Origin of the sequence: Nakamurella deserti, assembly GCF_003260015.1 — a bacterium.
Taxonomy (GTDB): Bacteria; Actinomycetota; Actinomycetes; order Mycobacteriales; family Nakamurellaceae; genus Nakamurella; species Nakamurella deserti.
In genome coordinates, this window is the sequence record NZ_QCXS01000002.1 from 1173890 (window position 1) to 1200107 (window position 26218).

23 protein-coding genes and 1 pseudogene are annotated in these 26218 nt (G+C 71.5%); 6 read left to right on the forward strand and 18 right to left on the reverse strand.

Annotated elements, in window-relative coordinates:
• Positions 1–59: 59 nt before the first annotated feature.
• The gene (locus DB033_RS05500) at positions 60–1064 is read right to left on the reverse strand and encodes a substrate-binding domain-containing protein (RefSeq protein ID WP_111765797.1); all 1005 of its coding nucleotides are present in this window, start codon (positions 1062–1064) and stop codon (positions 60–62) included.
• A 174-nt stretch (positions 1065–1238) separates the two neighbouring features.
• On the opposite strand from DB033_RS05500, the gene DB033_RS05505 reads away from it, so the two are divergent.
• Positions 1239–2219, forward strand: a complete 981-nt coding sequence (locus tag DB033_RS05505) for a sugar-binding transcriptional regulator (RefSeq protein ID WP_157970519.1) — start codon at positions 1239–1241, stop codon at positions 2217–2219.
• Between the two features lie 141 nt (positions 2220–2360).
• On the opposite strand, the gene pepD is transcribed toward DB033_RS05505, so the two are convergent.
• The 13 genes from pepD to DB033_RS05570 all read right to left on the reverse strand — a co-directional run bounded on the left by pepD (position 2361) and on the right by DB033_RS05570 (position 18542).
• Positions 2361–3824, reverse strand: a complete 1464-nt coding sequence (pepD, locus tag DB033_RS05510; protein WP_111765799.1) for a beta-Ala-His dipeptidase — start codon at positions 3822–3824, stop codon at positions 2361–2363.
• A gap of 54 nt (positions 3825–3878) precedes the next feature.
• Positions 3879–4910, reverse strand: coding sequence for an ABC transporter permease (locus DB033_RS05515; protein ID WP_111765800.1), 1032 nt, complete (start codon positions 4908–4910; stop codon positions 3879–3881).
• Position 4911: 1 nt separating this feature from the next.
• On the reverse strand, positions 4912–6474 hold the full coding sequence (locus tag DB033_RS05520) for a sugar ABC transporter ATP-binding protein (RefSeq protein ID WP_111765801.1): 1563 nt from the start codon (positions 6472–6474) through the stop codon (positions 4912–4914).
• Positions 6471–7502, reverse strand: coding sequence for an ABC transporter permease (locus DB033_RS05525; protein WP_111765802.1), 1032 nt, complete (start codon positions 7500–7502; stop codon positions 6471–6473). The genes DB033_RS05520 and DB033_RS05525 overlap by 4 nt, the downstream gene beginning before the upstream one ends.
• 116 nt (positions 7503–7618) lie before the next feature.
• Positions 7619–8755 (reverse strand): sugar ABC transporter substrate-binding protein, encoded by a 1137-nt coding sequence (locus DB033_RS05530; protein ID WP_111765803.1) that lies wholly within the window; start codon positions 8753–8755, stop codon positions 7619–7621.
• Positions 8756–9034: 279 nt separating this feature from the next.
• On the reverse strand, positions 9035–10279 hold the full coding sequence (locus DB033_RS05535; protein WP_111765804.1) for an epoxide hydrolase family protein: 1245 nt from the start codon (positions 10277–10279) through the stop codon (positions 9035–9037).
• A 39-nt stretch (positions 10280–10318) separates the two neighbouring features.
• On the reverse strand, positions 10319–11266 hold the full coding sequence (locus DB033_RS05540; protein ID WP_111765805.1) for a beta-keto acid cleavage family enzyme: 948 nt from the start codon (positions 11264–11266) through the stop codon (positions 10319–10321).
• Positions 11267–11836: 570 nt separating this feature from the next.
• Entirely contained in the window at positions 11837–12661 is an 825-nt protein-coding gene (locus DB033_RS05545) for an ABC transporter ATP-binding protein (RefSeq protein WP_111765806.1), read from the reverse strand.
• Positions 12658–13722, reverse strand: a complete 1065-nt coding sequence (locus DB033_RS05550) for a FecCD family ABC transporter permease (RefSeq protein WP_111765807.1) — start codon at positions 13720–13722, stop codon at positions 12658–12660. Before DB033_RS05550 ends, DB033_RS05545 begins: the two co-directional genes overlap by 4 nt.
• Positions 13719–14756 (reverse strand): FecCD family ABC transporter permease, encoded by a 1038-nt coding sequence (locus tag DB033_RS05555; RefSeq protein WP_111765808.1) that lies wholly within the window; start codon positions 14754–14756, stop codon positions 13719–13721. Before DB033_RS05555 ends, DB033_RS05550 begins: the two co-directional genes overlap by 4 nt.
• A 49-nt stretch (positions 14757–14805) precedes the next feature.
• Complete coding sequence (locus tag DB033_RS05560) at positions 14806–15933, reverse strand: iron-siderophore ABC transporter substrate-binding protein (protein WP_111765809.1); 1128 nt, start codon at positions 15931–15933, stop codon at positions 14806–14808.
• A gap of 288 nt (positions 15934–16221) precedes the next feature.
• The gene (locus tag DB033_RS05565; protein ID WP_111765810.1) at positions 16222–17082 is read right to left on the reverse strand and encodes a siderophore-interacting protein; all 861 of its coding nucleotides are present in this window, start codon (positions 17080–17082) and stop codon (positions 16222–16224) included.
• A gap of 185 nt (positions 17083–17267) precedes the next feature.
• The gene (locus DB033_RS05570; protein ID WP_111765811.1) at positions 17268–18542 is read right to left on the reverse strand and encodes a S1C family serine protease; all 1275 of its coding nucleotides are present in this window, start codon (positions 18540–18542) and stop codon (positions 17268–17270) included.
• Between the two features lie 64 nt (positions 18543–18606).
• On the opposite strand from DB033_RS05570, the pseudogene DB033_RS21730 reads away from it, so the two are divergent.
• Both DB033_RS21730 and DB033_RS05580 read left to right on the forward strand, forming a co-directional pair.
• Positions 18607–19370: pseudogene (locus DB033_RS21730) on the forward strand (histidine phosphatase family protein).
• A 315-nt stretch (positions 19371–19685) separates the two neighbouring features.
• A complete protein-coding gene (locus tag DB033_RS05580; RefSeq protein WP_111765812.1) occupies positions 19686–19979 on the forward strand; it encodes a hypothetical protein in 294 nt (97 codons plus the stop codon).
• A 13-nt stretch (positions 19980–19992) separates the two neighbouring features.
• Here DB033_RS05580 and DB033_RS05585 read toward each other — a convergent pair whose 3' ends face one another.
• Genes DB033_RS05585 through helR form a run of 3 tightly spaced genes read right to left on the reverse strand, consistent with a single transcriptional unit; the run spans position 19993 to position 23135 of the window.
• Positions 19993–20403, reverse strand: a complete 411-nt coding sequence (locus DB033_RS05585; protein WP_111765813.1) for a VOC family protein — start codon at positions 20401–20403, stop codon at positions 19993–19995.
• Positions 20400–20882, reverse strand: coding sequence for a helix-turn-helix transcriptional regulator (locus tag DB033_RS05590; RefSeq protein ID WP_111765814.1), 483 nt, complete (start codon positions 20880–20882; stop codon positions 20400–20402). Before DB033_RS05590 ends, DB033_RS05585 begins: the two co-directional genes overlap by 4 nt.
• Before the next feature lie 45 nt (positions 20883–20927).
• Entirely contained in the window at positions 20928–23135 is a 2208-nt protein-coding gene (gene helR / locus DB033_RS05595; RefSeq protein ID WP_111767270.1) for an RNA polymerase recycling motor ATPase HelR, read from the reverse strand.
• A 240-nt stretch (positions 23136–23375) separates the two neighbouring features.
• Between helR and DB033_RS05600 the strand changes: the two genes are divergently transcribed.
• From DB033_RS05600 to DB033_RS20545, 3 genes are all read left to right on the forward strand, one after another.
• On the forward strand, positions 23376–24521 hold the full coding sequence (locus DB033_RS05600; RefSeq protein ID WP_111765815.1) for a metallophosphoesterase: 1146 nt from the start codon (positions 23376–23378) through the stop codon (positions 24519–24521).
• Between the two features lie 432 nt (positions 24522–24953).
• Complete coding sequence (locus DB033_RS05605) at positions 24954–25310, forward strand: hypothetical protein (protein ID WP_111765816.1); 357 nt, start codon at positions 24954–24956, stop codon at positions 25308–25310.
• Positions 25311–25555: 245 nt separating this feature from the next.
• Positions 25556–25714: a hypothetical protein gene (locus DB033_RS20545; RefSeq protein ID WP_157970520.1), complete on the forward strand. Its 159-nt coding sequence runs from the start codon at positions 25556–25558 to the stop codon at positions 25712–25714.
• 135 nt (positions 25715–25849) lie between these two features.
• Here DB033_RS20545 and DB033_RS05610 read toward each other — a convergent pair whose 3' ends face one another.
• Positions 25850–26161 (reverse strand): hypothetical protein, encoded by a 312-nt coding sequence (locus DB033_RS05610; protein ID WP_205843663.1) that lies wholly within the window; start codon positions 26159–26161, stop codon positions 25850–25852.
• Positions 26162–26218 lie beyond the last annotated feature (57 nt).

A 26218-nucleotide genomic window follows, 5' to 3' on the forward strand; every position in this document is an offset into this window, starting at 1 on the left:
GCTTCTCCGTTTCTGGCTGGGACGGTGCCGGGATCCGGCGGGTGACGGGCGGCGCGGCGTTACTTGACGTCGGGGCCGTAGAACTGGACGACGTCGATGGTCGCGGCGTTGTCCTGGGTGACCAGCACGGTGTCCTGGTACTGCTCGGCCGGCACGGAACCGCCGCCGAGGATGGTCAGCGCGTCCTTCACCGACTGCTGCCCCATCACGTACGGGACCTGCGCCTGGGTGGCGTTGGTGAGCTTGTCCTGGATGGCCTTCACCATGGTGGGGAAGCCGTCGATGCCCACCGTGACGATGGTCTTGCCGGCGTCCTTGGCGGCTTTCGCGGCACCCATGGCCATGGCGTCGCTCTCACCGAAGATGGCCTTGATGTCGGGGTTGGCCTGGAGCATGTTCTGTGCGGCCTTGTAGCCCTCGGTCTCGTCCCAGTTCGCCGCCTGCTTGGCGACCACGGTGACGCCCGGGGTCTTGTCCAGCGCCTGCTGGCAGCCCTGGCTGCGCTGCAGCTCGGCCGTCGCGCCGAGAACGCCCTGCAGGATTCCGATCTCGCCGGAACCACCGATCTGCTCGAACATCCAGGTGCAGAGGGCGTCGGCGGCCTTGACGCTGTCGGTGGCGATGTAGGTGGCGAGCTTGCCGTCGCCACTCTCGGGCTTCTGGTCGACCGCGATGACCGGGATCTCGGCCTTGTTGGCGGCCCGGACCCCGGCCGCGGCGGCGGTGGCGTCCTGGGCGATGAAGATGAGTGCGTCGACCTGCTGGGTGATGAGGTCGTTGACCTGGTTGACCTGCTGCGTCGAGTTGTTGTCGGCCGACAGCACGACGGTCTTGACGCCGAGATCGGCGGCCGCCTTCTCCATGCCGTCCACCGCGGCGATGTAGAACAGCGACTTCTGGTCGGCCACCGAGATGCCGATGGTGTAGTCGGAGGCGGCGGCCGAGCCGGCGCCGGCGGCTGTCGACGAGGGGGTGTTCTCCCCGGATCCTCCGCAGCCTGCGAGGACGAGCGTTCCCGCCATCCCCAGGGCCACTGCCAACCGACTGCGCTTCAAGGCGGTCATTGCCTCTCCTCGGATCGGGTCGACGTCATCGTCGACTCTTGTGCGAATAAATATCTCGCAGTAGCATTTCTACGTGCTAAGCTTAGGCAGGGCCTGGATATGCTGTCAACGAGTGAATATCTACCCGTCAGGGTGGCGGGTCCGCGTGCGCTGATTTCGGAGAGAGGAATCACGATGGTCAAAGCTGCGCCACCGGCGAGTGCCCGACGGATGATCGCCACCGTCGCCTGGCTGTACCACACCCGCGGACTGCGCCAGAACGCGATCGCGGAGCGGCTGAACATCTCCCAGTCGCGGGTGTCGCGGCTGTTGGAGCAGGCGGTCGACCTCGAGATCGTGCGCACCACCGTGGTCCTGCCCACCGACGAACAGTCGGTCCTGGAGCGCGAGCTCGAGTCGGCCTACGACCTGCGCAGTGCCCACGTGTACGACATCGGAGAGGTGCTCGACGAGGCCCAGCTGGTGCGCGAACTGGGTCAGCTGCTGGCTCTGCAGCTGCAGAGTGCGCCGCTGGACGCCGAGGTCATCGGGTTCACGTCCTGGAGCCGCACGCTGCAGGAGACCGTCCGTCACCTGCGCCCGCTGCGCAACTCCGGCACCCGGCACGTCGTCGAGATGCTGGGTGATCTCGGGCCGCCGGTCCTGCAGCACCTGGCCGCCCAGAACACCCAGCAGCTCGCGTCGCTGACCGGTGCCGAACCCCGGTTCCTGCGCATCCCGGGTGTGGTCCCCAACCGCGAGGTGCGGGAGACGCTGCTGGCCCACGACAGCCACGCCCGGCAGGCGCTGGCCACGCTGGACGAGATGGACCTGGCCATCACCGGTTTCGGGTCGGGCGACATCGTGGCGCCGCTGCGCGCGGGCGACAACTTCTTCACCGACGCGCAGGTCGCGTCGGTGAAGAAGCGGGGGGCGGTGGCGGAGGTCAACCTGCGCTACATCGCCGAGAACGGTGAGCCGATCCGGTCGGAGCTGGACGAACTGGTGGTCGGGGCCACCCTGGAACAGCTGCGGCGGGCCGAGCGACGGCTCGGCGTGGGCGGGGGACCGTCGAAGTACCGGGCGGTGCGCGCCGCGTTGTGCGGGGGCTGGATCAACGTCCTGGTCACGGACTCCACGACCGCCCAGTGGCTGCTGGCGCACCGGGGGAACTGACGCGTCGCCCGTTCGGCCGCATCGCGGGCCGTGCCGCCCGTCAGGGCCGGCCGGCGTCCCCGACGCGACGATGCCCCACATCCAGGGCGGGATGTGGGGCATCGTCGTGTCCGGGGACGCTCAGCCGGCTCGTCGGGCGGGTCAGCTCAGCCGGCTCACGACCTCGCGGACCAGGGGCCACACCTTGGCCACCGAGGTGTGGTTGACCGACTCCAGCGGCGAGTGCAGGGCGTGCAACTCCGTGCCGATCGAGATGATCTCCAGGCCGGGGATCTTGCGGCTGAACATGCCCAGCTCCAGGCTGCACTGCGACACGTGGATGTCGGGCTCGGCCCCGATGACGTCACGGTAGGCGTCGGCGGCGGTCTTGAGCAGCACAGAGTTCTCCTGGTAGGGGAACTCCGGGGCGTCGAGACCGTACTGCTCGACGGTCACGCCGCCGCCCGCGAGTGCGGCCAGTGCCCGCGCCCGGTCGAGGATCTCGTGTTTGCGGGAGGTGACCTGGGCGGTGATCGTGGACGCCAGACGGACGCCGTCGTCGGTCGGACGCAGTGTGCCCACGTTGTTGGAGCTCTCGACGACACCGGGGGTGAGCAGGCTCCAGCTGAGCACCCCGTTCGGGATCAGCGCGGTCAGCCGGGCGAACCGGGCGGTCGCGTCGGCGCTGAACGCACGCCCCGGTGCCTCGGCCTCGGCGACCTCGAGCCGGATGTTGTCGCCGGCCCGCTCGTACTCGCCGTGCAGGGTGGCGGCCAGGTCGGCGAGCAGTGCCTCGACGGCGTCGACGTCCTCGGGGCGCAGCGACAGCACGGCCTCGGCGTCGGCCGGGATGGCGCTGTTCTGGGTGCCCCCGTACAGACCGCTGACGCGGATGTCGTACGAGGCCAGCACGGTGTTCAGCGCCCGGGCCAGGACCAGGATCGCGTTGGCGCGCTCCAGGTGGATGTCGAACTCGCAGTGGCCACCGAGCAGCCCCCGGACCGCCAGCGACCGGGTCGCCGACAGCTCCGCCGGAACGGCCTCGTACTCGCCGGGAACGTCGACCAGGAAAGTGATGTCGCCGCTGCAGCCGGCGAGGATCTCGTTGTCGGTGATCCAGTTGAAGTCGATCATCCGGGTGCCGGTGAGCACCGACGTGTCGAACTGGCCGGCACCGACCTTGCCCTTCTCCTCCATGGCCGTCATGACGGCCTCCAGCGGCGGGTGGGGGAGGTCCTTCGAATCCAGCAGGGCCAGGATGTAGGAGCAACCGATGCCGTTGTCCGCCCCCAGCGAGGTGCCGTCGGCCTTGATGAAGTCGCCGTCGACGACGAGCTTGATCGGCTCGGTGAGGAAGTCGATCTCGACGCCCTCGTTCTTCGCGCACACCATGTCCAGGTGGCCGTGCAGGATCAGCGCGGGCGCGTTCTCCAGCCCGCCCTGACCGGGCTTGCGGACGACGACGCAGTGCTTCTCGTCCTGGAAGGCTTCCAGCCCGCGCTCCCGGGCGAAGTTCACCACCCAATCGGCGGCCTGCTTCTCGTTCTCCGAACCGCGGGGGATGTCGGACAGGATCTCGAAGAACCGCAGTACCTCCTGCGGCTGCAGCGATTCCAGGACGGGCATGAGTGTTCTCCTCGATGAGATGTGCGGTGGATGTCGGTGTGTCGGAGCGCGAACCTACTTGACCACGCCGACGCGCTTGCGGCTGATGGTCAGGGCGACGGCGATGATGATGACGAGACCGTAGACGAGGCTCTGTGCCTCCGAGGGCATCCCGAGAGCGGCGGCCCCGATCGGGATGAGCGTGACGGTCAACGCCCCGAAGACGATGTTCACCGGGTTGGTGATCCCGCCGGTGATGGCGGTGCCGCCGACGATGGCGGCGGTGATGCCGGGGAGCAGCAGGTCACTGCCGAGTCCGGTGGACGACGCCGAACCGGCCTGGGCGATGATCATGATGCCGGCGACCGAGGCGAACAGGCCGGACAGCGCGAACGCCACGACCTTCAGCGCCCGGGTGCGGATACCGGAGAACAGCGCACCGGTCTCGTTGAGGCCCACCGCGGTGAGGCTCTGCCCGAGGACGGTGAAGCGGAGCACCGCCCACATCACCACCGCCAGGATCACCCCGACCCAGAACGCCGTCACCAGCGTGCCGATGGCCGAGCCGAAGAGCGGCGTCAGCAGGCTGGTGTCGTCGGCGTAGACGGTGGTCTTGTCGCTGATGATCAGCGAGGCGGCCTGCAGGATGCCGAGGGTGCCCAGGGTGAGCGCGAAGCTCGGGACCTGGAAGAACGCCACCAGGAAGCCGTTGACGGCGCCGATGAGCACGCCGAGGACGATGACCACGACGATGCCCGCGGCGCCCATCGGACCGAGCGTCTTCGCCAGCACGATGGCCGACAGCAGGGCGATGGCCGCGTTGGACAGGTCGATCGAACCGACGTGCAGGACGAGTCCCTGCCCGAGGGCGACGAGCAGGATCGCCGTGGCCTGGGTCGCCACGATCGCCAGGCCGTTTCCGCCCAGGAAGGCCGGTCGCAGGATGGCGACAAGAGCCAGCAGGACGATGAAGACGGCCAGCGGTCCGGCGGAGGCCCACAGGTCGATCAGGCGCCAGCGCCGCTGCCGCTCGCCCGACGGGGGAGCCGCGGTCTTCGTGCTGCCGGTGGGGACGTGCGGACTGGTGACTGCGGGGGGCTGGGTCATCTCACACCATCTTCTCGAGCAGGTCGAGGGTCGTCGGGGTGTCCTTGGTCAGGTCGAAGCGGGCGGTGACCTCGCCGTCCCGCAGGACCAGCACGTCGTCGCCCATCTCGAGGGCTTCCTCGAGCGTGTCGGCGAGCAGGATGACCGCGGCGCCGTTGTCCCGGGCGGCGCGGATCTGCTCGTTCACGGTCTCGGCCGCCCCCGGGTCCAGGCCGCGCAGCGGGTGGTCCAGGATCAGCAGTTGCAGGGACTCCGACTGCAGCCACTTGGCCATGACGACCTTCTGCTGGTTGCCGCCGGAGAATCGGCCCAGGTGCAGCTTGATGTCGTTGGGCCGCACGTCGAGCCGGTCGAACCACTCGCGCGCGAGGGTGGCCTGCGAGCGGCGGTTCAGCAGGAACTTCGAGCCCTTGCCGGTGCGGGCGAGGGTGAGGTTCTCCGCGGAGTTGAAGCCGCCGACCATGCCCTCGACCTTGCGTTCCGCCGGGACGTAGGCCATGCCGGCGCGGGTGGCCTTGGCCGTCGACCACGACCGGAGCGTCTGCCCCCGGTAGCGGACCTCGCCCGAGTCGAACGGCTCGGCGCCGAAGACGGCTCGCACCAGCGACTCCCGTCCGGATCCGAGAGTGCCGACCATGGCGACGCAGTGGGCGGCGCGCAGGGAGAAACTGACGTCCTTGTACTCGCCCTTGCGGGTCAGGTTCGACACTTCGAGGAGCGTCTCGGAGCCGCCGGGCCGGTTGGCGTCCGAGTGCTTCCTGGCCTTGGCCGCGTGGCCGATCATCAGCTTGAACAGGTCGTCCTCGGTGACGTCGCCGGTGGGCCGGTCGGCGACAATCTCGCCGTGGCGCATGACGATGATGCGGTCGCAGATGCGCCGGATCTCGTCGAGGCGGTGGGAGACGAAGATGACCGAACCGATCTCCTTCAGGGCGGCGATCTCGCGCTCGAGGATGGCGGTCTCGTTGCGCTCGAGCACGGCGGTGGGCTCGTCGAGGATGACCAGGGGCGAGGTGTGGGCGATCTCGTCCACCCGCAGGGCCCGGGCGATCTCCACCATCTGGCGGTCCACGAACGACAGGTCGCCGACGATGGAGCGCGGGTCGATGTCGGCGCCGACCTTGGCCAGCACCTGGGTCGCCTCCCGGTTCAGCTGACCCCAGCGGTACCAGCCGAAGCGGGTGGCGTTGTCCGACGACGACAGGGCGTTCATCGCGATGTTCTCGGCCACGGACAGGTTGGTCAGCAGCGACTGCTCCTGATGCACCACCCCGAAGCCGGCCGCCGCGGCGTCCTGCGGGCGGCGGAACCGCACCTGCCGGCCGTGCACCTCCATGGTTCCGGAATCGGGCTCGTGCAGGCCGGACAGGATCTTGAGCAGGGTGGACTTGCCGGCGCCGTTCTCACCGATCAGCCCGATGACCTGGTTGCGCGGGATCTCGAACGACACGTTCTTGACCGCGGTGACCGGGCCGAACGACTTGGTGATGCCGGTGAGCCGGAGCGCCGGGGCGTTCGCCGGGGCGGCGTCGCGGGTGCTGGACACGCTGTTGGCCTTGGTCATTTCATGATCCTCAGTCGATTCCGCTGCGGCCAGGCCGCGACGATGATGGCCACGATCAGGACGGCACCGGACACGCCGGACTGCACGCTGGAGTCCACTCCGGACAGGATCAGCCCGTTGGTCAGCACGGTGAGCATCAGCACGCCGAGCATCGTGCGCAGCACGCCGCCCTTGCCGCCGCCGAGGGAGGTGCCGCCGATGACGACGGCGGCCACGGTCACGAACAGGACGCCACCGCCGACGCCCGGGCTACCGAGACCCAGCCGCATGGTGGCGAGGATGCCGGCGATACCGGTGCAGGCGCCGGCGAGGGCGAAGATGTACAACTTGATGCGGTTGACCGCGATGCCGTTGCTGCGGGCGACGTCCTCGTTGTCGCCGATGGCGTAGGCGGAGCGACCGAGCTTGGTGTAGCGGGAGATGACCCACCCGACGGCCACGACGACGACGGCCAGCCAGAACGAGTGCGGCAGGCCGATGAAGTTCGTGTTGGCCCACGCCTTGATGCTGTTGTCGGGCAGCTGCGGGATGGTCTCGGTACCGAAGAGCACCGTGCCCACGCCCAGACCGACGAACCAGAAGCCGAGCGTCACGATGAACGACGGCACCTTGAGCTTGGTGTGGATCAGGCCGGCGATCATCCCGAGCACCGCGCCGACGGCGATGCCGACCACGAAGGCGCCGGCGCCGAGGTCGGCGGACCCGCGGCTGTTCGCGGTGGTGAGGATGAAGGCCATGCCGGCGGCACCCATCAGACCCTCGACCGACAGGTCGATGGCGCCCATCAGCACCACCAGGGTGGCTCCCACCCCGACGATCAGGGGGGTCGCGGCCTGGTCGAGGATCGTGCGGATGTTGCCGATGCTGAGGAACGTGCTCGGGTTGATCAGCGCGAAGACGACGATCAGGACGACCAGGGCGCCCAGCTCGCCCAGACTCCGCAGCTCGAACCGGCGGTGCTTCGCCGGGGACGGCCGGCCCGTGGGCAGGCTCTGCCCAGGTCGGTCCTGGGTGATCTGGTTCGCCATTGAACTTTCTCCGATCGTGGAGGGTGATGAGGCGGTGGCACACGACGGCGGTACGGGGTCGGCACCACCGGGCCGGTGGGCGGCGCGGCCCGGTGGCCGCGCCGCCCGTCAACGCGTCAGGACGGCAGCTTCTCCGGGCCCTGGCCGACCAGCGGCGTCGGGTCGACGCTCCACGGGTCACCCTTGGCGACGAGGGTGTCGACCCAGCCGGCGACGTCGCTGTCCCACTTCGTGTACTCCTCGAAGTTGGACGGGGTCACGCAGGCCAGCTTGAACAGGCTGTCGCGCTTCTCCGGAGGCAGCGTCGAGGGGTCGATCTTGCCGGTGGCCGCCAGGTAGGCGGTGTACAAACCGATCGAGGCGGCCATGAAGCCACGGTGGAAGGTCTCGCCCACCACGGGGGAGTTCGGCTCCTTCATCATGTCGACCACCGGCGGGTACAGGCCGTCGGAGACGAACTTGATGTCGTTGTAGAGGCCGGCGTTCTTGGCCGCGTTGGTGGCGCCGATGATCATCGCGTCGTCGGCGGCCCAGATGCCGTCGACCTGGTCCGGGTACTTCGTCAGCAGGCTCTGGGTCACCGAGAGGCCCTGCTGCGGGTCCCAGTTCGCCGACTGGACCTCGAGGAGCTTGATGTCCGGGAACTCCTTCAGGCCCTCCTTGAACCCGGCGACGCGGGTCTGCGAGGTGGTGGAGTCCTCGACACCGGCCAGGCCGATGACGTTGCCCTTGCCGCCGAGGCTCTCGCCCAGCGCCTTGGCGTTGCACTTGCCGCTCTCGACGCCGGAGTACTTCTGGAAGGCGACGAAGTTGTTCCCGACGTCGGCCGGGCTGAGGTTGTCCGGCTTGTTCCACCAGACGACGACGTAGCCGCCGGCGGCCTTGACGGCGTTCACGATGGTCGGGGCGTCGGAGCTGGCGACCGTGTTGACCATGAGGGCGACCTTCTTGCCCTGGGCGAGGATGGCCTGGATCTTGGAGATCTCGGTCTGGCTGCTGCCGGCCGAGTCCACGATCTGGACCTCGACGCCGAGCTTCTTGCCCAGCGCCTGGGCGCCCTCGATCATCGAGGCCATGTAGGGGTTGGTCGTGTTGATGACCGACGCCACGAGAACGAGATCGTCGTTGGCGATGGGGGCCTGGCTGGTGCCCCCGCCGCCGGCGGCAGTGGTGGAGCAGGCCGCGGTGGTGGCCAACACAGCGACCGCCACGGCGGCGGCGACGCGCTGGCGGAGACTTCTGGTGCGGAACATCGTGACTCCTTTGTCCAATGCCGGGGTTGTGCCCAGAGGGGCGAGACGGCGGTGATGAATAGTTATTCACTCACTGCATCATGATGTGTTTAGTGTGGATCACATCGGCGGTCGCGTCAAGACCGGAATCGCGACCTGATCCGCAGGCCGCCCGGCACCCTGGCCAGGACGACGAACGGCGCGCCGGACGGGGACTCCCCGTCCGGCGCGCCGGCGTGCGGTCAGGGGCCGGCGACGTCGGCCGCGGACCCGGTCAGGTCACCGTGGGTGCACCCGAGGTCACCGGAAGGTGCGGAAGAAGTCCCGGACGTCGGTGACGTAGGTGTCGGGGACCTCCAGCGGCGCGAAGTGGCCGCCCTCGTCGTGCACGCGGTACTGCTGCAGGTTGAAGTAGCGCTCGGTCCACTTCCGCGGCGGCTTGTAGATCTCCCCGGGGTAGATGGCGACGGCGGTGGGGGCCCCGACCACCGGGAAGCGGTCGTGCGAGGGCGACCACGGGTTGTTGCGGCACTCCCAGTAGTACCGCGACGACGTGCCACCGGTGTTGGTCAGGAAGTAGACCGCCGCGGTGGTGACGAGATCCTCTTTGGGCCAGACCTTCTCGAAGGCCTCGGTGCCGGTGCCGCGTTCGGCGAGCCCCCAGAAGTAGCGCTTCTCGGTGATCCAGGCCAGTTGCCCCGCGGGCGAATCGGCGAACAGCGACGCCAGGGTCTGCGGCTTGGTCAGCTGCATCTCGCCGTAGCCGCTCTCGTTCTCGACGAAGAGTTTGCCGCGCTCGAACCAGCCCTCCTCGCCCTCGCCGTACTCGCTCTCCGCCGGCAGCCCCAGCACCGGGTCGAACTCGACGTCGGCCGGCTTGTCGGGGTGCTCGAAGAGGTAATGGCTCATCTGGGCGGCGAAGTGGGTGTAGATGCCGAAGACGTCGGCCTCGTACTTGTGCCCGTGCTGCTGGGTGACCAGCGCGCCCCAGTCGCCACCGGCGACGGCGTACTTCTCGTATCCGAGAACCTCCTTCATCAGGGTGTTCTCGAGGTCGGCCGTCGTCCACCAGTTCCAGCCGGTCTCGGTCAACGGCGAGGAGAAGCCGTAGCCGGGCAGCGAGATCAGCACGACGTCGAACACGTCCTTCGGGTCACCGCCGTGGGCGGCCGGGTCGGTCAGCGGCCCGATCACCTTGCGCAGGTCCCAGAACGTCCAGGGCCAGCCGTGGTGGATGAGCAGCGGCATCGGAGCCGGCCCGCCCTCGACCTGCTTGCCCTTGACGTGGATGAAGTGCAGCGGGACACCCATCAGGTCGACCTTGAAGTGCGGCAGCTCGTTCATCCGGCGCTCGACGTCGCGCCAGTCGTACTCGTTGAGCCAGTAGTCGACCATCTGCTTGTGGTAGGCGGTGTTGTAGCCGTACCGCCAGTCGTCGTTGGCGAAGTCCTGAGGGAAGCGGGTGCGGCGCAGCCGCTCGTTCATGTCATCGAGATCGGCCTGTGGGATGGCGATCTCGAACTGCTCGACGTGGTAGTCGGTCATCGTCGACCTTTCTGTGGGAACCGGATGCGAGGGGAGTTCTCAGCTCAGCTGGTACAGCGCGCGCGCCTCGTCGTGGGTCGCGATGGGACGGCCGACCTCGCGGGCGATCTCCTGGGCCTGCTGCAGCAGTTCGAGGTTGGTCGGGTTGCGGGCCGGGTCGTAGAACAGCTCCAGGCCGGTCTTGATGTGCCCGCCGAGCTCGATGGCCCGGCGGAGGATGGTGGTGTCGTCGAGCGCGCCCTGACCCCAGATCGAGATGTACCAGGGGTGGCGCACCCGGGCCTCCTCGATCATGTGCAGGTAGTAGTACAGACTCTCCAGACTGGGCTTCATGCCGTTGGTGCCGATCGGCTCGGTCGCGGTCAGGCCGTAGTCGCCGATCAGGTAGAAGTCCCACATCGAGCCCGGCGTGGACAGCCCGCGGTTGACGTAGTGCATCGCGTGCCGCAGGTGACCGGGTTCGTACACCCCGTACACCATGGGGATGTTGCGCTCGCGGAGCATCTTCCACTGGCTGGCGACCCGCTGGTAGTTGAAGCCGAATTCCGGCCCCGACAGGTAGCCCTCGTCGTCGACCTCGGTCGCGAACAGCGTGAGACCGGTGTCCACACAGGCGATCCGCGCGTTGGCGTGGTCGTTGAGGTACATCACGTGCTCGAGGCCGTTCTCGTCGGGGAGCAGCCGCAGGTTGTTGCACGTGGTGGGGTACCAGGTGATGTCGGGGTGCTTGGCGAGGACCTTGTCCCAGGTCCGCATGTAGTCCTTGAACGCGTTCTCACCCAGCAGGTCGAAGCTGGTGTTGTGGGCGTGGATCGCGCCGGCCCCCGCCTCCCAGCACCGGATGGCGTCCTCGGCGATCTCCTCGTAGGTGGTCGGGGTGTTGGGGTTCATCTCCTTCGTACGGACCCCGTTGATGTGGGACTCGATGACCACGGGCGAGTCCCAGGTGGGCAACATGTCGGCGTACTTGTCCAAAGCGGTGACCACGGTGTCTCCTGGCTGTCGACGAGCTGTCAGCTCCGCGGGTGTCCCGTGTCGTCGAGGGTTCCCGGGGAGTCGATCGTAGGCAGACGGATGCCGTTTTGGCTATCGACGCAGGCACTGAATATTCATTCAGGACGGCTGTCCCGGGAGGCGCCGACCGCGTTGCCCTTGGAAGTACCCCGACGCCGGGGACATAGTCGCCGCACCCGGACGCACGCATCTCGTCGCCGGCGATCGACGCCGACACGGCGGACACCGAGTCGAGAGCGGGATTCGCGGAGGCGGAAGGCCCGGAGCTGGGAAGGCCCGCCGCTACAAGGGCCCGGAGCTACAGGGGCCCGGAGCTGCGAAGGTGCAGCGCTACGAAGGCGCGGGCTACGGAGGCCCGGAGGTACGAAGGCGATATCTCCGGCGTCCGGTCGCCGGTGTACCGGCCGTCGCGTTCCGGCTGATGTCGGTGGGCCCGTCCAGCAGGAACCGGCCGGCGCCGAGCCTGCCGACGGGACCCCGACGAGGTCGGCGACCCCGCCGGCAGGCGCCCGGATCGTCCGGTGCCCGGTCCGGAGCGGGGGCTCAGAACGGGGCGGGCAGCGGTGCTCCGGTCATCCGGTGCCGGCCGATCGGCAGCATCAGCGGACGCCCGGACGTCGGGTCGACGATGACCTGGTTGGACAGCCCGAAGACCGCCCGCACCGTCTCCTCGGTGAGCACCGCGGCGGGCTCGCCGGCCGCATGGACCGTCCCGCCGGCCAGCGCGACCAGGTGGTCGGCGTAGCGGGCCGCCAGGTTCAGGTCGTGCAGCACCATCACGATCGTCGTGCCGCGGGCGTGGTTGAGGTCGGTCAGCAGGTCCAGCACCTCGATCTGGTGGCTGACGTCGAGGAACGTGGTCGGTTCGTCCAGCAGCAGCAGGTCGGTGTGCTGCGCCAGGGCCATCGCGATCCAGACCCGCTGCCGCTGCCCGCCGGACAGTTCGTCGACGGGACGGTCGGCCAGCCCGGCGGTGGCGGTGGCGTCCAGGGCGGCGGCGACGGCCGCGTCGTCGGCGGCACTCCACCGCGCGAACATCCGCTGGTGCGGGTGGCGGCCCCGGCCGACGAGGTCGGCCACCGTGATGCCCTCCGGCGCGGTGGGGGACTGCGGCAGCAACCCGAGCGTGCGGGCGAGCTGCTTGGCGGGAAGTCGGTGGACGTCACGCCCGTCCAGCACCACCCGGCCGCCGCGCGGTGCGAGCAGCCGCGACATCGACCGCAGGAGCGTGGATTTGCCGCAGGCGTTGGCCCCGACGATGGCGGTGACCCGGCCCGGCGGCACCAGCAGGTCGAGTCCCTCGATGACGGTGTGCGGGCCGTACCCCAGGGTGAGGCCTTCGACGGCCAGGGTGTGGTCTGAGGTCACAGTGAGCCGCCTGCTCGGTTGGTCCGGACGAGGAGATAGATCAGGTACGGCGCACCCAGCACGCCGGTGACGACGCCCACCGGGTACCGGGCACCGAAGGCGAACTGGCCGCAGAAGTCGGCGACGAGCACCAGCAGGGCGCCGACCAGGGCGGCCGGCAGCAGCATCGGGCCGCCCGCACCGACGATGCGGGCCGCGATCGGACCGGACAGGAACGCCACGAAGGCGACCGGGCCGGCGGCCGCGGTGGCGAAGGCGATCAATCCGACGGCGGCGACGATGACCACCAGGCGGATGCGGTCCACCCGCACCCCGAGGGCGACCGCCGTGTCGTCCCCGAGCTGGGTGACCGACAGGCTGCGCGACTGCAGCGCCAGCACCGGTGCGAGCACGAGTACGGCGATCAGCACCGGGACGACCTCCGACCAGGATGCTCCGTTGAGGCTGCCGGTCAGCCAGCGCATCGCCTCCTGCAGGTCCCACTGGCCGGCCCGGGAGAGCACGTAGGCCGTCATGCTGTCCAGCATCGCCGCGACGCCGATGCCGATCAGGATCAGCCGGGTGCCGACCACCCCGCTGCGGTAGGACAGCAGATACACCAGCAGCGCGACGCCCAACCCGGCGACGATCGCGAAGACCGACACCCGGGCGGCGCCCAGCGACAGCACGACGATGGCGAACGCCGCCGCCGCGCTCGCGCCGGAGCTGATCCCGATGATGTCCGGACTGGCCAGCGGGTTGCGCAGCATGGTCTGGAAGGTGACGCCGGCCAACCCGAAGCAGAGTCCGACGACGACCGCGAGGACCACCCGGGGCAGCCGGAGCCGGCCGACCGAGAACGACGCTCCCGGAACGTCCTCACCGAGGACGACCCGCAGGACCGTCCCCGGCGGGTAGAACGTCTGGCCCACCATGAGGCTGACCGCGACACCGGCGGCGATGAGCACCCCGAGCACGCCGATCACGGTCCGGCGCCGGGCGGAGCGCCGGCGGCGACCGCGGGCGACCGCGACGGCCGTCGGTCCGGGGGCGGCGCCGGGCGGCGTGGCGAGGGCGGTCACGGCGACGTCACCTTCTGCCGGCGGACGATGGCGATGAACAGCGGGGCGCCCACGAGCGCGGTGACGATGCCGGCGTCGACCTCCGCGGGCCGCGCCACCACACGTCCGAGGATGTCGGCGGCGGTGAGCAGGGCGGCCCCGACCAGGGCCGAGAACGGCAGCAGCCAGCGGTGGTCCACCCCGACGATCAGCCGGCAGCCGTGCGCCACCAGCAGCCCGACGAAGGCGATGGGACCCGTCGCGGCGGTGGCGGCCCCGCACAGCACCACCGACCCGACGAAGGCCACCCACCGGACGACGACCACCCGCTCGCCGAGGCCGGCGGCGAGCTCGTCCCCGAGCGCCAGCGAGTTCAACGCCCGGGCCGACAGCAGACACAGGGCGAACCCGGCGGCGAGGAAGGGGGCGACCTGGCGGACGGACTCGAAGCTACCGCCACCGACGCCACCGATCTGCCAGGAGCGGATGGTGTCGGAGATGTCGCCGCGGACCAGCAGCACCGCGGTGACGAAGGACGTCAGCGCCGCCGACGTGGCGACCCCGGCCAGCGCCAGCTTCAACGGGGTGGCCCCGCCGCGGCCCAGCGACCCGACGGTGTAGACGAACACCGCGCTCACGGCCGCACCGAGGATGGCCACCCAGATCTGGGAGACGGCGGCGGTGAGACCGAACCAGGCGAGGCCGGTGACCACGGCCAGCGACGCTCCCATGGTCACGCCCAGGATGCCGGGGTCGGCCAGCGGGTTGCGGGTGACGCCCTGCATCACTGCGCCGGCCACCCCCAGGGCGGCGCCGGCCACCACGGCCAGCAGCGTCCGGGGGATGCGCTTGCTGACCGCGGCGGCGTCGAAGCCGTCGGCCGACCCGCCGACGGCGGCCATCACGTCCGACCAGCCGACGTCGCGGGACCCGATCGCCACCGAGGCGACGAGCAGCGCGGCCAGCACCACCAGGACGCCGGCCACCCCGGCGCCGCGTGCGCCGGAACGGCGCCGCCCGGCGGCGACGCCGTTCCGTGGCCCGGCGGTCGTCACCGTGTCGGACCTGTCACCGTGCGGTCCGTCGTCGTCGCGGGTGCACCGGTCACCGCACCTTGTCGGCCGCCGCGGCCAGCAGCGCCAGGTAGTCGTCGAGGACGTAGGAGATCGACAGCGGCGTCGGGTTGGCCGCCGTGCCCAGCGGGCTGGTGCCCGGCAGGTTCACGACCGCACCGGCGGCCACGGCGGGCATCTGCGACAGCAGCGCGTCGCCCTTGAGCGCGGTGAGCAGCTCGTCGCCGCCGTAGGTCACGATGACCTGGACGTCGTCGAAGGCGTCGGCCTGCTCGGCGCTCCGGGACAGCGAGAACGTGTCGGTGGACGCGGACGCCGTCGCGATGCTGGCCGGCGTGGCGAGGCCGAGGTCGGCGAAGAACGCCACCCGGGTGTCGTGGGTGGTGTAGAAGCTGACCTCGCTGAGGTCGGCGGTGTCGACGTGGGTGAGGAACGCGGTGGCGACGCCCTCGAGCTGCGGGTACTTCGCCGCGGCCGTGGCGATCTCCTGCTCGAGCTCGCCGATCAGTGCGGTGCCCTCGGCCGCCATGCCCATGGCCTGGCTGTTGAACTGGATCATCTCGCGCCACGAAGTGCCCCAGGCGGTCTCGGGGTAGGCGACCACCGGAGCGATCTCGCTGAGGGTGTCGTAGTCCTCCTGGGTCAGACCGGAGTAGGCGGCCAGGATGACGTCCGGATCGGTGTCGGCCACGGCCTCGAAGTCGATGCCGTCGGTCTCGTCGAACAGCACCGGGGTCTCGGCGCCGAGTTCGTCGAGCTTCGCCTCGACCCAGGGCAGGACACCGTCGGCGTTGTCGTCGCCGAAGTTCGCCGCGGCCATTCCGACCGGGACGACGCCCAGCGCCAGCGGAACCTCGTGGTTGGCCCAGTTGACGGTGGCCACCCGCTCGGGCCGCTCCTCGATCGTCGTCGTGCCCAGGGCGTGCTGGATGGTGACCGGCGTCCACGGGGCGGCGGGATCCACCGTCGCCGCGGTGCCGGACGCCGCGGTACCGGAGGTGGCTGCGGTCGAGGTGGCGCCGGCGGAGGGTGCTGCGGCGGAGGTGGACGCGGACGGGGTCTGACCCGCCCCGGTGTCCGTCGCGGACGAACAGCCGGAGACGGCGGCGGTGAGGAGGGCGGCCGCGGAGAGTGCGACCAGTCGCGAGATGCGCGGCATGGTGTCCTTTCGTCGCTCCGTCGACGGTCGACGGGCGGAGCGCCGGACGGCGCGGCGGGAACCACCGCACCACGGCTGTCGAGTTTGGTAAGGCTAACCTATCTATCGGTCCGGTGAGGGGACAACCCCAGGTTCACCGACGACCTCCGTGACACGGAACACGCTGACGGGCAACGGGTGTCACGGTCAGCGGCGTTCCGGGGACAGCCGGGCGCCGCCCCGGACGTCCCTCCGGTACGCCACGTCCGGTACGCCGGTGACGGCACTCCGGGACCGGTGCGTCGCGCCTCAGTCGAGGATCTGACCGACCGGCTCGCGCTTCTCGGCCTGGAACCGGTCCTCGGCACGGCCCAGCGCCCAGTAGGCCGACAGCGACAGCTCCCGCCGGTCCAGTCCCCAGACCCCGGTGAGGAACCGGCCGATCGCCTTCATCGCCGCACGCTCGCCGTGGGCGAAGACCTGGACCGGGCCCGCCGGGCGGGGGAGTCCGCAGACGACGGCGGTCAGCAGCTCGCCGGGCGCGAGACCCGTTCCGGCGACCGAGGTCTGGTGCAGCCAGCGCACGGCGACACCGGCCGGGGCGGGAAGGGCGATCTCGTCATGCGCGTCGTGCACCTCCACGAAGACGTGCCCGGTGGCGTCGGGGGTCAGCGACTCCAGAGCCGCGGCGATGGCCGGGAGCGCCGTCGCGTCACCGGCGAACAGGTGCTCGACCGCGGGGTCGTCGGACGGCGCGTACTGGCCACCCGGGTCGGAGATCGACACCACGTCCCCCGGACGGGCGGCGACGGCCCAGGGGCCGGCCACACCGTCGGTGCCGTGCACGACGAAGTCCACCGTCAGCGTCTCCCGCTCCGGATCCGCGGCACGGATCGTGTAGGTGCGCTGGACGGGCAGGTCCTCGGGCTCGAGGACCTCGCGCAGCGCTGCGAGGTCGTAGGGCGGCGTGAGACCCGAGCCCGGCCGGGCGAACAGGATCTTCACGTAGGTGTCCGTGGCGGCGAGACGGTCCGGGTGGGCGGCGGCCATGAAGGTGGCGAAACCCGGCCCACCGAGGTGCACCCGGATCAGGTGGGGCGCCAGCCGTTCGATGCGTTGCACGACGAGGGCGTGCTGTCCGCCCCGGCGGCGCTGCCCCGCAGCGGCCACCGCCGCGGTCGGTGTCTGAGCGGCCGTCTTCGCCGTGGTCCCTTCTGTCGGTGCGGGGCGCGCGGCGCCGTGACGGGGCCGCGCACCGGCTCACGCCGGGTCCGGCGTGTGCCGCGAACTCCGACGTCCGGAGATCGTGGTTAGCCTAACCTCACTTGTTTCCCGGGCGCTCCGGGACGGCGACCTCACCCGGCGGCCGGCCGGTCGGTAACGGCGAGGGACACCGTCCGTTCGGTCGCTCCGGGCCGGAACACGGTGAGCAACAACACGTCTCCGGGCCGGTGCGGGCGGAGTTCGGCCAGGAAGTCCTCGGGTGTGGGCACCGGCACACCGTCGACCGCGGTGATCACGTCGCCGGGCTGCAGCCCGGCGACGGCGGCCGGTCCGTCGGTGGCGACCTCGGCGACGATGACGCCGTCGGTTCCGGGGAGGTCGAACCGGGCGGCGAGGTCCGGGGTGATGCGGGCGGGCACGAGCCCCGCGAACGCGTGGGTGGCGCGTCCGGAGGTGGCGAGTTGTTCGGCGATGTCGACCGCGGTGGCCGCCGGGATGGCGAACCCGAGGGCGACGGCGCCCTGCTGGGGCGGGATGTAGGCCTCACTGATGCCGATGACCTCGGCGTCGCCGTTGAGGACGGCGCCGCCGGAGTTACCCGGACTGATGGGGGCGTCGGTCTGGATGAGGTCGACGAGCGACTGGCCCTGCGACGCGCTGCCGGGGATCTCGCGGTGCAGGCCGGACACGATGCCGGCCGTCACCGTGTTCTGGAACCCCAGGGGACTGCCGATGACCACTGCGAGGCTGCCGACCTCCGGAAGCTTCTCGGCGAAGGTGGCGGGGACCAGGCCGGTGCGTTCGGCACGCACCAGCGCCAGGTCGGTGACCGGGTCGGTCGCGGTGACGGCGCCGTCCACGAGACGTCCGTCGGCGAATTGGATCCGGACCGCGGTGTCGCCACGGACGACGTGTTCGTTGGTGAGGATGAGACCGTCCTCGGAGTAGACGACGCCGCTCCCGGTACCGCCGGACACCAGGACGGTGACCACCGACGGCTGCCCGCGGCGAGCCACCTCCGGCACGTCCTCCAGACCCGCTGCGCTGTCGCCGGGCGAGGAGGGATCCGACTGGGAGGTCGGGGTCGTGGCGCCCGGTCCGGGTTCTCCGGTGTCGGGTCCCCCCGCGCCGGTGGTCCCGGTTCCGGACGGTGCCGTCCCGGACGGTGCGGCCCCGGTCGGGTCGGTCCCGGACGGTGCCGTCCCGGACGGTGCGGCCCCGGTCGGGTCGGTCCCGGACGGTGCGGTTCCGGACGGGTCGACCGCCCCCGTGACCGCCGACGACGTCGCCGGACCGGCGTCGGGGATGGGCCCGGTACAGGCCACGGCCAGCACCGCCGTGGCCAGGACGAGGCCCAGGCGGGCCTGACGGCCCGTCCCGTGGCCGGAGGTGCGGTGTCCGTTCATGGTCAGGTCCTCTCGGCTCCGTCGCGCGTGGGTTCCACGCCGACCCGGCGGCGCCGACGGCGCGATGCCGGGTGACATCCCGGAGATACCCCGCGGTCCCGGTCGGGGAACGGGCACTGCCACCCGGCAGGATGGCAGCGTGAAGCTCATTCTCGTCCGCCATGGCCAGACCTCCTCCAACGTCGGGGGGTTGCTCGACACCGCTCTCCCGGGGGCTTCGTTGACCGACCTGGGCCGCCGTCAGGCGGCCGCGCTGGTCGAGCTGTTCGCCGGGGACACCATCGGCTCGGTGTCCGCGTCGGAGGCGGTGCGCACCCAGCAGACGGCGGCGCCGCTGGCGACGGCGCGTGGGGTCACGGTGCGGGTGCGTGACGGGCTGAAGGAGGTCGCGGCCGGGGACTGGGAGATGTCGGGCGAGCGGACCGCCGTCGAGGGGTGGCTCACGACGATCAACGCGTGGATGGACGGCGACCTCGATGCGCGTACCCCGGGACGGGACGGGACGGGGAGAGCGGGCGGGACTGCCTCGACCGGTACGACCGCGCCCTGGCCGGCCTGGCCGCGGAGGTCACCGCCCGGCCCCACCTGCGCGACGCGGCCCACGTGGTGGTGTCGCACGGTGCGATCATCCGCACCTGGGCGTCGCTGCGCTCGGCCAACCTCGAGCCGCGCTACGGTGCCGCGCATCCGCTGACCAACACCGCCGTGGTGCGGCTGACCGGCACACCGACCGACGGGTGGATCTGTACCGCCTGGGGCGAGACCGAACACCGGGTGGCCGCCCCTTCCGTGGCGGATCCGACCGCTGCGGTCCTGCCGGCGACCTGACGACGGCCGCGGGACCGGTCGTCAGCGGCGGTCGGCCGGGCGCCCGGCGGGCCGCGGCCACGACCGCCGCGCACGGTCACCCCGGCCAGGACCGCGCCCGGCAGCAGCCGCGTCATGAGTGCACGTCGCGGTCCCCGGCGCCGCGACCGGTGATCCGCCTCCGGGCGTCGCGCCCGGCCGGGTGGAGTCGCGGCGCCCCCGGTGTGGAGGCCGGCCGGGACGGGCACCACAGACGACGACGGAGGTCGGCGGACCGCACACCGGGTGGTGCGGGCCACCAACGACCGCCACCCCGGCGAACGACGGAGGAACGACATGACGGACGAACACCGCGGTGACGACGACGCCACCACCGGGACCGCATCGGCCGGTCTCGCGACCGGCAGCGACGCCGGCGCACCCGGCGAGGACTCAGCGCCGCCACCGCAGGACGGGGACGATGCCGCCCTGGCGGCGCTGCGCGGGTCGGGGGGCACCCCGGTCGAGTCCGTCGAGGACGATCCGGAGATGGCCGCCGCGGCCCGCGAGGACCGGGTCACCGGGCTGCTCGCCGGGTCCGGCGGCACGGATGCGGACACCCCGGACTTCCGCGAACCCGGCGCCGGCTGACCGGCGGCCCGGTTCAGCGCAGCTGCTGGATCCGGATGAGGTTGCCCGCGGGATCGCGGACAGCGCAGTCCCGGATCCCGTACGGCTGGTCGACGGGTTCCTGCACGATGTCGGCGTCGGCGGCCTGCAGCCGCTCGAACGCCGCCGCGAGATCGTGCGTGGCCAGCAGGATCCCGGCGTAGGTGCCCTTGGCCATCATCTCGATCACGGTGTTGCGCTCGGCGTCGGTGATGCCGGGGTCCACCGCAGGCGGGGTGAGGACGATGGACACGTCCGGCTGCTCGGGCGGTCCGACGGTGAGCCAGCGCATCCCGTCGTAGCCGACGTCCAGGCGTAGCTCGAAGCCGAGCGTGTCCCGGTAGAAGGCCAGCGCGGCGTCGGCGTCGTCGTGGGGCAGGAAGCTGGAGTGGATGGTGATCGTCATGGCGTCGAACCTAGATCCGGGGCCGGCGCCACCGCTTCTCGAATCCTGACCGGTCGGGTGACCTGTTTCGTGACACATGAGGGCAGTTCGGCCCCACCGCGGGCCGCCTCCCGCCGATAGACGCTGGGCGGCATCCCGACGAGCTCGGTGAAGCGGGTGCTGAAGGTGCCCAGCGAGGCACAGCCGACGGCGAAACACACCTCGGTGACACTCAGGTCGCCCCGCCGCAGCAGAGCCATGGCCCGTTCGATGCGCCGGGTCATCAGGTAGGAGTAGGGCGATTCGCCGTAGGCCGCCCGGAACGCCCGGCTGAGGTGTCCGGCCGAGAGGTGGACGCCGCGGGCCAGGGCGTCGACGTCCAGCGGCTGGGCGTAGTCCCGGTCCATCCGGTCCCGGACGCGGCGCAGCAGGGTGAGTTCGCGCAGGTGCGGGGCCGCGGGGGAGCTGCTCACGAGGGGGATCGTCCCACGTCGGGGCATCGCCGCGCAGGGGCGGCGGATCGCCGGACCGGCATCGCGGTGAGGTCACGGGGCGGTCAGCACGGTGAGCTGCCGGGTCGCCCTGGTCATCGCGACGTAGCGGTCCACCGCACCCTCGATCCCGGATCCGAACGCGGCCGGCTCGACCAGCACGACGAGGTCGAACTCCAGGCCCTTCGCCTGCTCCGGGGTGAGCGACCGGACGCGCGGGCGCTCGGGGAAGCCCGGATCGCCGATCACACAGGCGATCCCGTCCTCGTGGTCGGCGAGCCAGCCGTCGAGCACGGCGGCGAGTTCCGCGGTCGAGCCGCGGCGGACGGGCACACCCGACCGGCGGATGGACACGGGCACGTTGGCGTCGGGCAGCACGGCCCGGATCTCCGGTTCGGCCACCGCCATCACCTCTTCCGGCGTGCGGTAGTTGACCGTCAGCGTGGCGACCTCGATGCGGTCGACGCCGAGCCGGCCCAGGCGTTCCCGCCAGGACTCCGTGAAGCCGTGGCGCGCCTGCGCGCGGTCGCCGACGACGGTGAAGCTCCGCGACGGGCAACGGGCCAGCAGCATCCGCCACTCGGCGTCGGTCAGTTCCTGGGCCTCGTCGACGACGATGTGCGCGAACGGCCCGGCCAGCAGGTCGGCGGGGGTGTCCCCGGGTCCCTCGACGTCGGACAGCGCCGCGGTCAGGTCCTCGCCCCGCAGCATCCGCATGACCCCTTCGCCGTCGTCATGGTCCTCGCCCCGGATGAGGTCGTCGATGACGGTGGACCGGTAGGCCCGTTCGGCGGTCACGGCCGCGTCCCGTTCGCGCCGGCGACGCGCGGCGAGCGGGTCGCCGAGTCGCCGCATCGCCGCATCCAGCAACGGGAGGTCCGACACCGTCCAGGCTTTCGGCTCGCTGCGTTGCAGCCGCCGTACCTGTTCGCGGTCCAGCCCGGGTGCGCACCGGCGCAGGTAGGCCGGTACCGACCACAGGTCCGACACCAGATCCGCCGCCGCCACCAGCGGCCACGCCGCCGTCACGGCGCGGCGCAGGCCGACGTGGCGGGCCAGCGCCGCCCGCAGGGTGTCGGTGGCCACCGTTCCGCGGTAGGTGGCGACCAGCAGGTCGAGCACCTCCGTCCAGATCTGCTCCCGTGCCTCGTTGTGCGGGGTACCGGGCTCCACCGCGTCGAAGGCCCGGGCCCAGTCGGCGGCGGTCAGCACCAGCTCCGCCCAGGGTGTGTCCACCCTGAGAGGGGTCGTGGGCGGTTCCTCGTGGAAGCGGACGGCGGGTTCGACGGCGTCCACCAGCGCCGTGGACGCCTTGAGCCGGGCCACCTCGGGGTCGGTCTCGACGCCCGCCGCGGCACCTTCGGGGACGAGGTCGCGCAACGTCGTGGTGCGGACCCCCTCCTCGCCGAGGCTCGGCAGCACGTCCGCGACGTAGGCGAGGTAGGGCCGGCTGGGCCCTACCACCAGTACGCCGCCGCGGTCGGCCCGCAACCGGGGGTCGGCGTACAGCAGGAACGCGGCGCGATGCAGCGCGACGACCGTCTTGCCGGTGCCGGGCCCACCGTCGACGACCAGCGCCCCCGGGGAGGCGGCCCGGATCACGGCGTCCTGGTCGGCCTGGATGGTGCCCAGCACGTCCCGCATCCGGGCCGACCGACCGGCACCGAGGCTCGCGATGAAGGCCGACTGATCGTCCAGAGCGGCCCGCTCGGTGGCGTCGTCGAGGTCTTCCGGACGGAACACCTCGTCCCAGTAGTCGTTGATGCGCCCGCGGTTCCAGCGGTAGCGGCGACGGCGGGTGAGCCCCATCGGGTCGCCGTGGGTGGCACCGAAGAACGGCTCGGCGGCAGGGGAGCGCCAGTCGACGAGCAGCTGCCGCCCGTCGTCGTCGGTGAGCCCCCGACGGCCGATCCAGACCGGGGCGGAGCCGTCCGCCCGCAGCTGGTGACCGAGGCAGATGTCGAGCCCGAAACGCCGGGCGGTGCGCAGCCGACCGGTCAGCCGGTGGATCCGCATGTCCCGCTCGACCGCCTCGTTGTTGCCGCTGTCGTCGGTGGCCCGCCGCTCGACGACCAGCCGGCCGGTGAGTTCGGCGACGGCCCGCGCTTGGCCCGCCGCGAGGTCGGCGAAGAAGCGCTCGTCGGTGGCGATCAACGCCGGATCAGCCTTGTGCCGCAGCCGGTCCGGAAGATCGAACACGCTGTCCCCGGCGCCCTCGCGGGCGTCGACCGCGCTGTGGGTCCCGTCCGTCGGTTCCTGCATACCGGCCCCCGTGTTCTCGTCGATGACGACGTCGATCGGCGATTCTGCGCGATGCACGGGGCCTTGCCGCAAGGCCCCCGGTGCGCGGTACGTTGAGGACGGCGCCGGGTCGTGGCCGTCGGCGGGACGCGTCCGGCGGGGGCGGGGACGCCCGGCGGTCTGGAACACTCGGCGGAGTGACGCCCTCCCTCCCCACAGCCTCCCCGACCGCCGTCCATCAGCCTGTGACCGGCTGACCGGATGGGGTTCCTGTTCGGTCTCGGCGGCCTTGTGCTGGTCGTGCACCTCTACCTCCACTGGCGTCTCGTCGCGTCGACCGGCCGGTCCCGGCGTTGGCGGGTCACCGGTGCCGTCGTGCTCGGGCTGCTCTTCGCCGTCCTGGTGACCGCGTTGGCGACGCAGCGCTCCGGCCCTCTGCAGCAGTGGACGCCGCTGCACTTCACCGGCAACACCTGGCTGGCGGGGGTTCTCTACCTGACCCTGGCGCTGCTGGTCGGCGAGGTGATCCGCCTGGTCCTCCTGGTGGTGCGTCGCGCCCGGCGCCGTCCGACCGACGCCGCCCGCCGCCTGCTGCTCTCCCGCGTGGTGGCGGTGGGCGCCGGGGCCGTGGCGACGGGGGTCGTCGGCTACGGGCTCACGCAGGCCCACGGACCGATCCGGGTGGTCCGACAGACGGTCACCCTCCCCGGGCTGCCACCCGCGTTCGAGGGCTACCGCATCGCGCTGGCCACCGATCTGCATCTGGGTGCCATCTCCGGCCGCGCCCGCACCCGGGAGGTCGTCGACCTGGTCAACGCCGAACGCGTCGACGTCGTCACCCTGGTCGGTGATCTGTCCGACGGGCTGCCCAGCACCCTGGTCGACGCGACGGCGCCCCTCACCGACCTGCGGGCGCCCGACGGCATCCTGTTCACCACCGGCAACCACGAGTACTACAGCGACGCCGTCGCCTGGCGAGAGGCGCTGCCCGAACTGCGGGTCGAGGTGCTGCACAACGCTTCCCACGTGGTCACCCGGGGTGACAGCCGACTGTTCTTCGCCGGCATCAACGACTACACCGGCGAGGAGTTCGGCGACCCGGCCGACCTCGCCTCGGCACTGGCGCAGCGGCGGCCCGACGACACGGTGGTGCTGCTGGCGCACCAGCCACGGCAGGCCGCGATGGCCGCGGCGGCCGGTGTCGACCTGCAACTCGCGGGTCACACCCACGGCGGCCAGGTCTGGCCCTTCCACTACGCCGTGCTGGCCCAGCAGAAGACCCTCGCGGGGCTCAGCCGCGTCGGTGACACCCAGGTCTTCACCAGCCGCGGGGCAGGGTTCTGGGGGCCGCCGGTCCGGGTCGGCGCGCCGCCGGACGTCAGCGTGCTCACCCTCACCGCCGGCTGACCGCACGATCCCGCCGCCGGGAGTGGGTTGTGGCGGCGGACGGTCGGCGGTGCGCCGGTGGTCGGGCGTCCCCGTCGCACGTCACGCTCATCGTGGGTCCCGGCGGGGCCCGGGTCGTCGACGTGCGCCGCTGGGGAGACCCCGTCGGCCCCCCCGGGGTCACCTCGAGCACCACGGACGGTCGGGCAGACCGGCCGGCTCGCCCGGCCCGGCCGTGCCACGGGCGGCGTCGACCGCGATGCCGTCCGGCTGGTCCGCCGCCCGGCACCCCCGGCAGCCGCCACCGATCGGGGGACGGTCGTTCCACCGGCTTCCCGGCCGATCGGTGGCTGCACCGGGGGACGCCCGCCGCCGAGACTCGGAGGAGCACCGGGAGAGTCCCGGTCCGCGGACCGGCCCTCCCGCCGGTCGGCATCCGAGAGGGGAAACCTCATGCGCAGAGCCATCGCCGTCGCCGCCGTCACCGCCCTCAGCGCCGCCGGTCTCGCCGGAGGAGCGGCCGCGGCGTTCGCCGACACCGGCGGCGACCGGGTCGCCGCGGCCCAGCCCGGAGTCGTCCGGGTGCTGGAGACGTACACCTACCGCTCCCCGTCGACCGAATTCCACCCGGCGCTGACCCTGAAGCAGAACACACCGGTCCTGGTCACCTGCTGGACCAAGGGCCAGCAGGTGCACGGGGACGACCTATGGTATCGCGTCGCGGCCGACAACGTCGTCACCTTCGCGCCACCGCGCTCGGTCAAGGTGCTCACCGACCCGTGGTCGATCCCGCAGTGCGGCACGGGTTGAGAGGCCTGAGGGCCGGACACGGACCGGCCCGTGCGGTCACCACCGTGCGCCGGGGCGGAGGGGTCCCCGGCGCACGCGTGGCCCGGTCGGACACGCCACGGCCCGGCACACAGCAGGCCCGGTGCGCGCCGGCAAAAGTTGGTCGACCCCGCATCCGGGCGTGCCCACGCCGGGCGCGGTTCGCCCCGGTCGGGGACGGGCATTCCACAGGTCGACCCATCCGGGACGACAGCAGGGAGCGCACCATGCCAGATCAGGACTCGGTCGAGGAGCGCAAGGCCGCATCCGCAGCGGGAGCCGCGGACAACTCCGGTCTCGGTGTGGACGGCGACGACCCGAGCACGGTCGACGCGTCCACGGACAGCGTCGATCCGGCAGCGGACAGCGGGAGCACCGACGACTGAGCCGCGGTGGGCCCGGGAAGGACGGCCGCCCCGGGTCGGTCGCCGGTGCTGCGGCGCGGGACTCTCAGCGGTGGCGGCGGTCCGGTCGTCGCCATAGGGCGGCCGGATGGCCTCGTCGCGGATGCCGCCGTCGGGTCAGAGGATCCAGGGCAACGGTCCGGGGCCACCACGGGTGGACCGCCGTTGCCAGCACGAGGAGTGCCAGTGCCGCCGCTCGGTCACGTCGGCCGCGGCCGGCCAGACCACCACATGAGCGGTACCCGAACGGATCTCGTGCTGGCACCCTGGACAGCGGTAGGTCTTGAGGGCAGCGGCGCCGGTGACGCTGCGGACGGTGAAGGTGCCCTCGCGCAGCTCCTGGTGGTCCTCGCGTCCCCCGGTCGGCGCCGCCTCCGGCGTGACGGGTGTGCGTCCACGGCGCACCGCACCACTTGATCGTCGAGGCATCGGTCCAGGCTAGACCGCGTCGCCGGAGCGCCGGGCCTCCCGGCACCGATCGCCGGT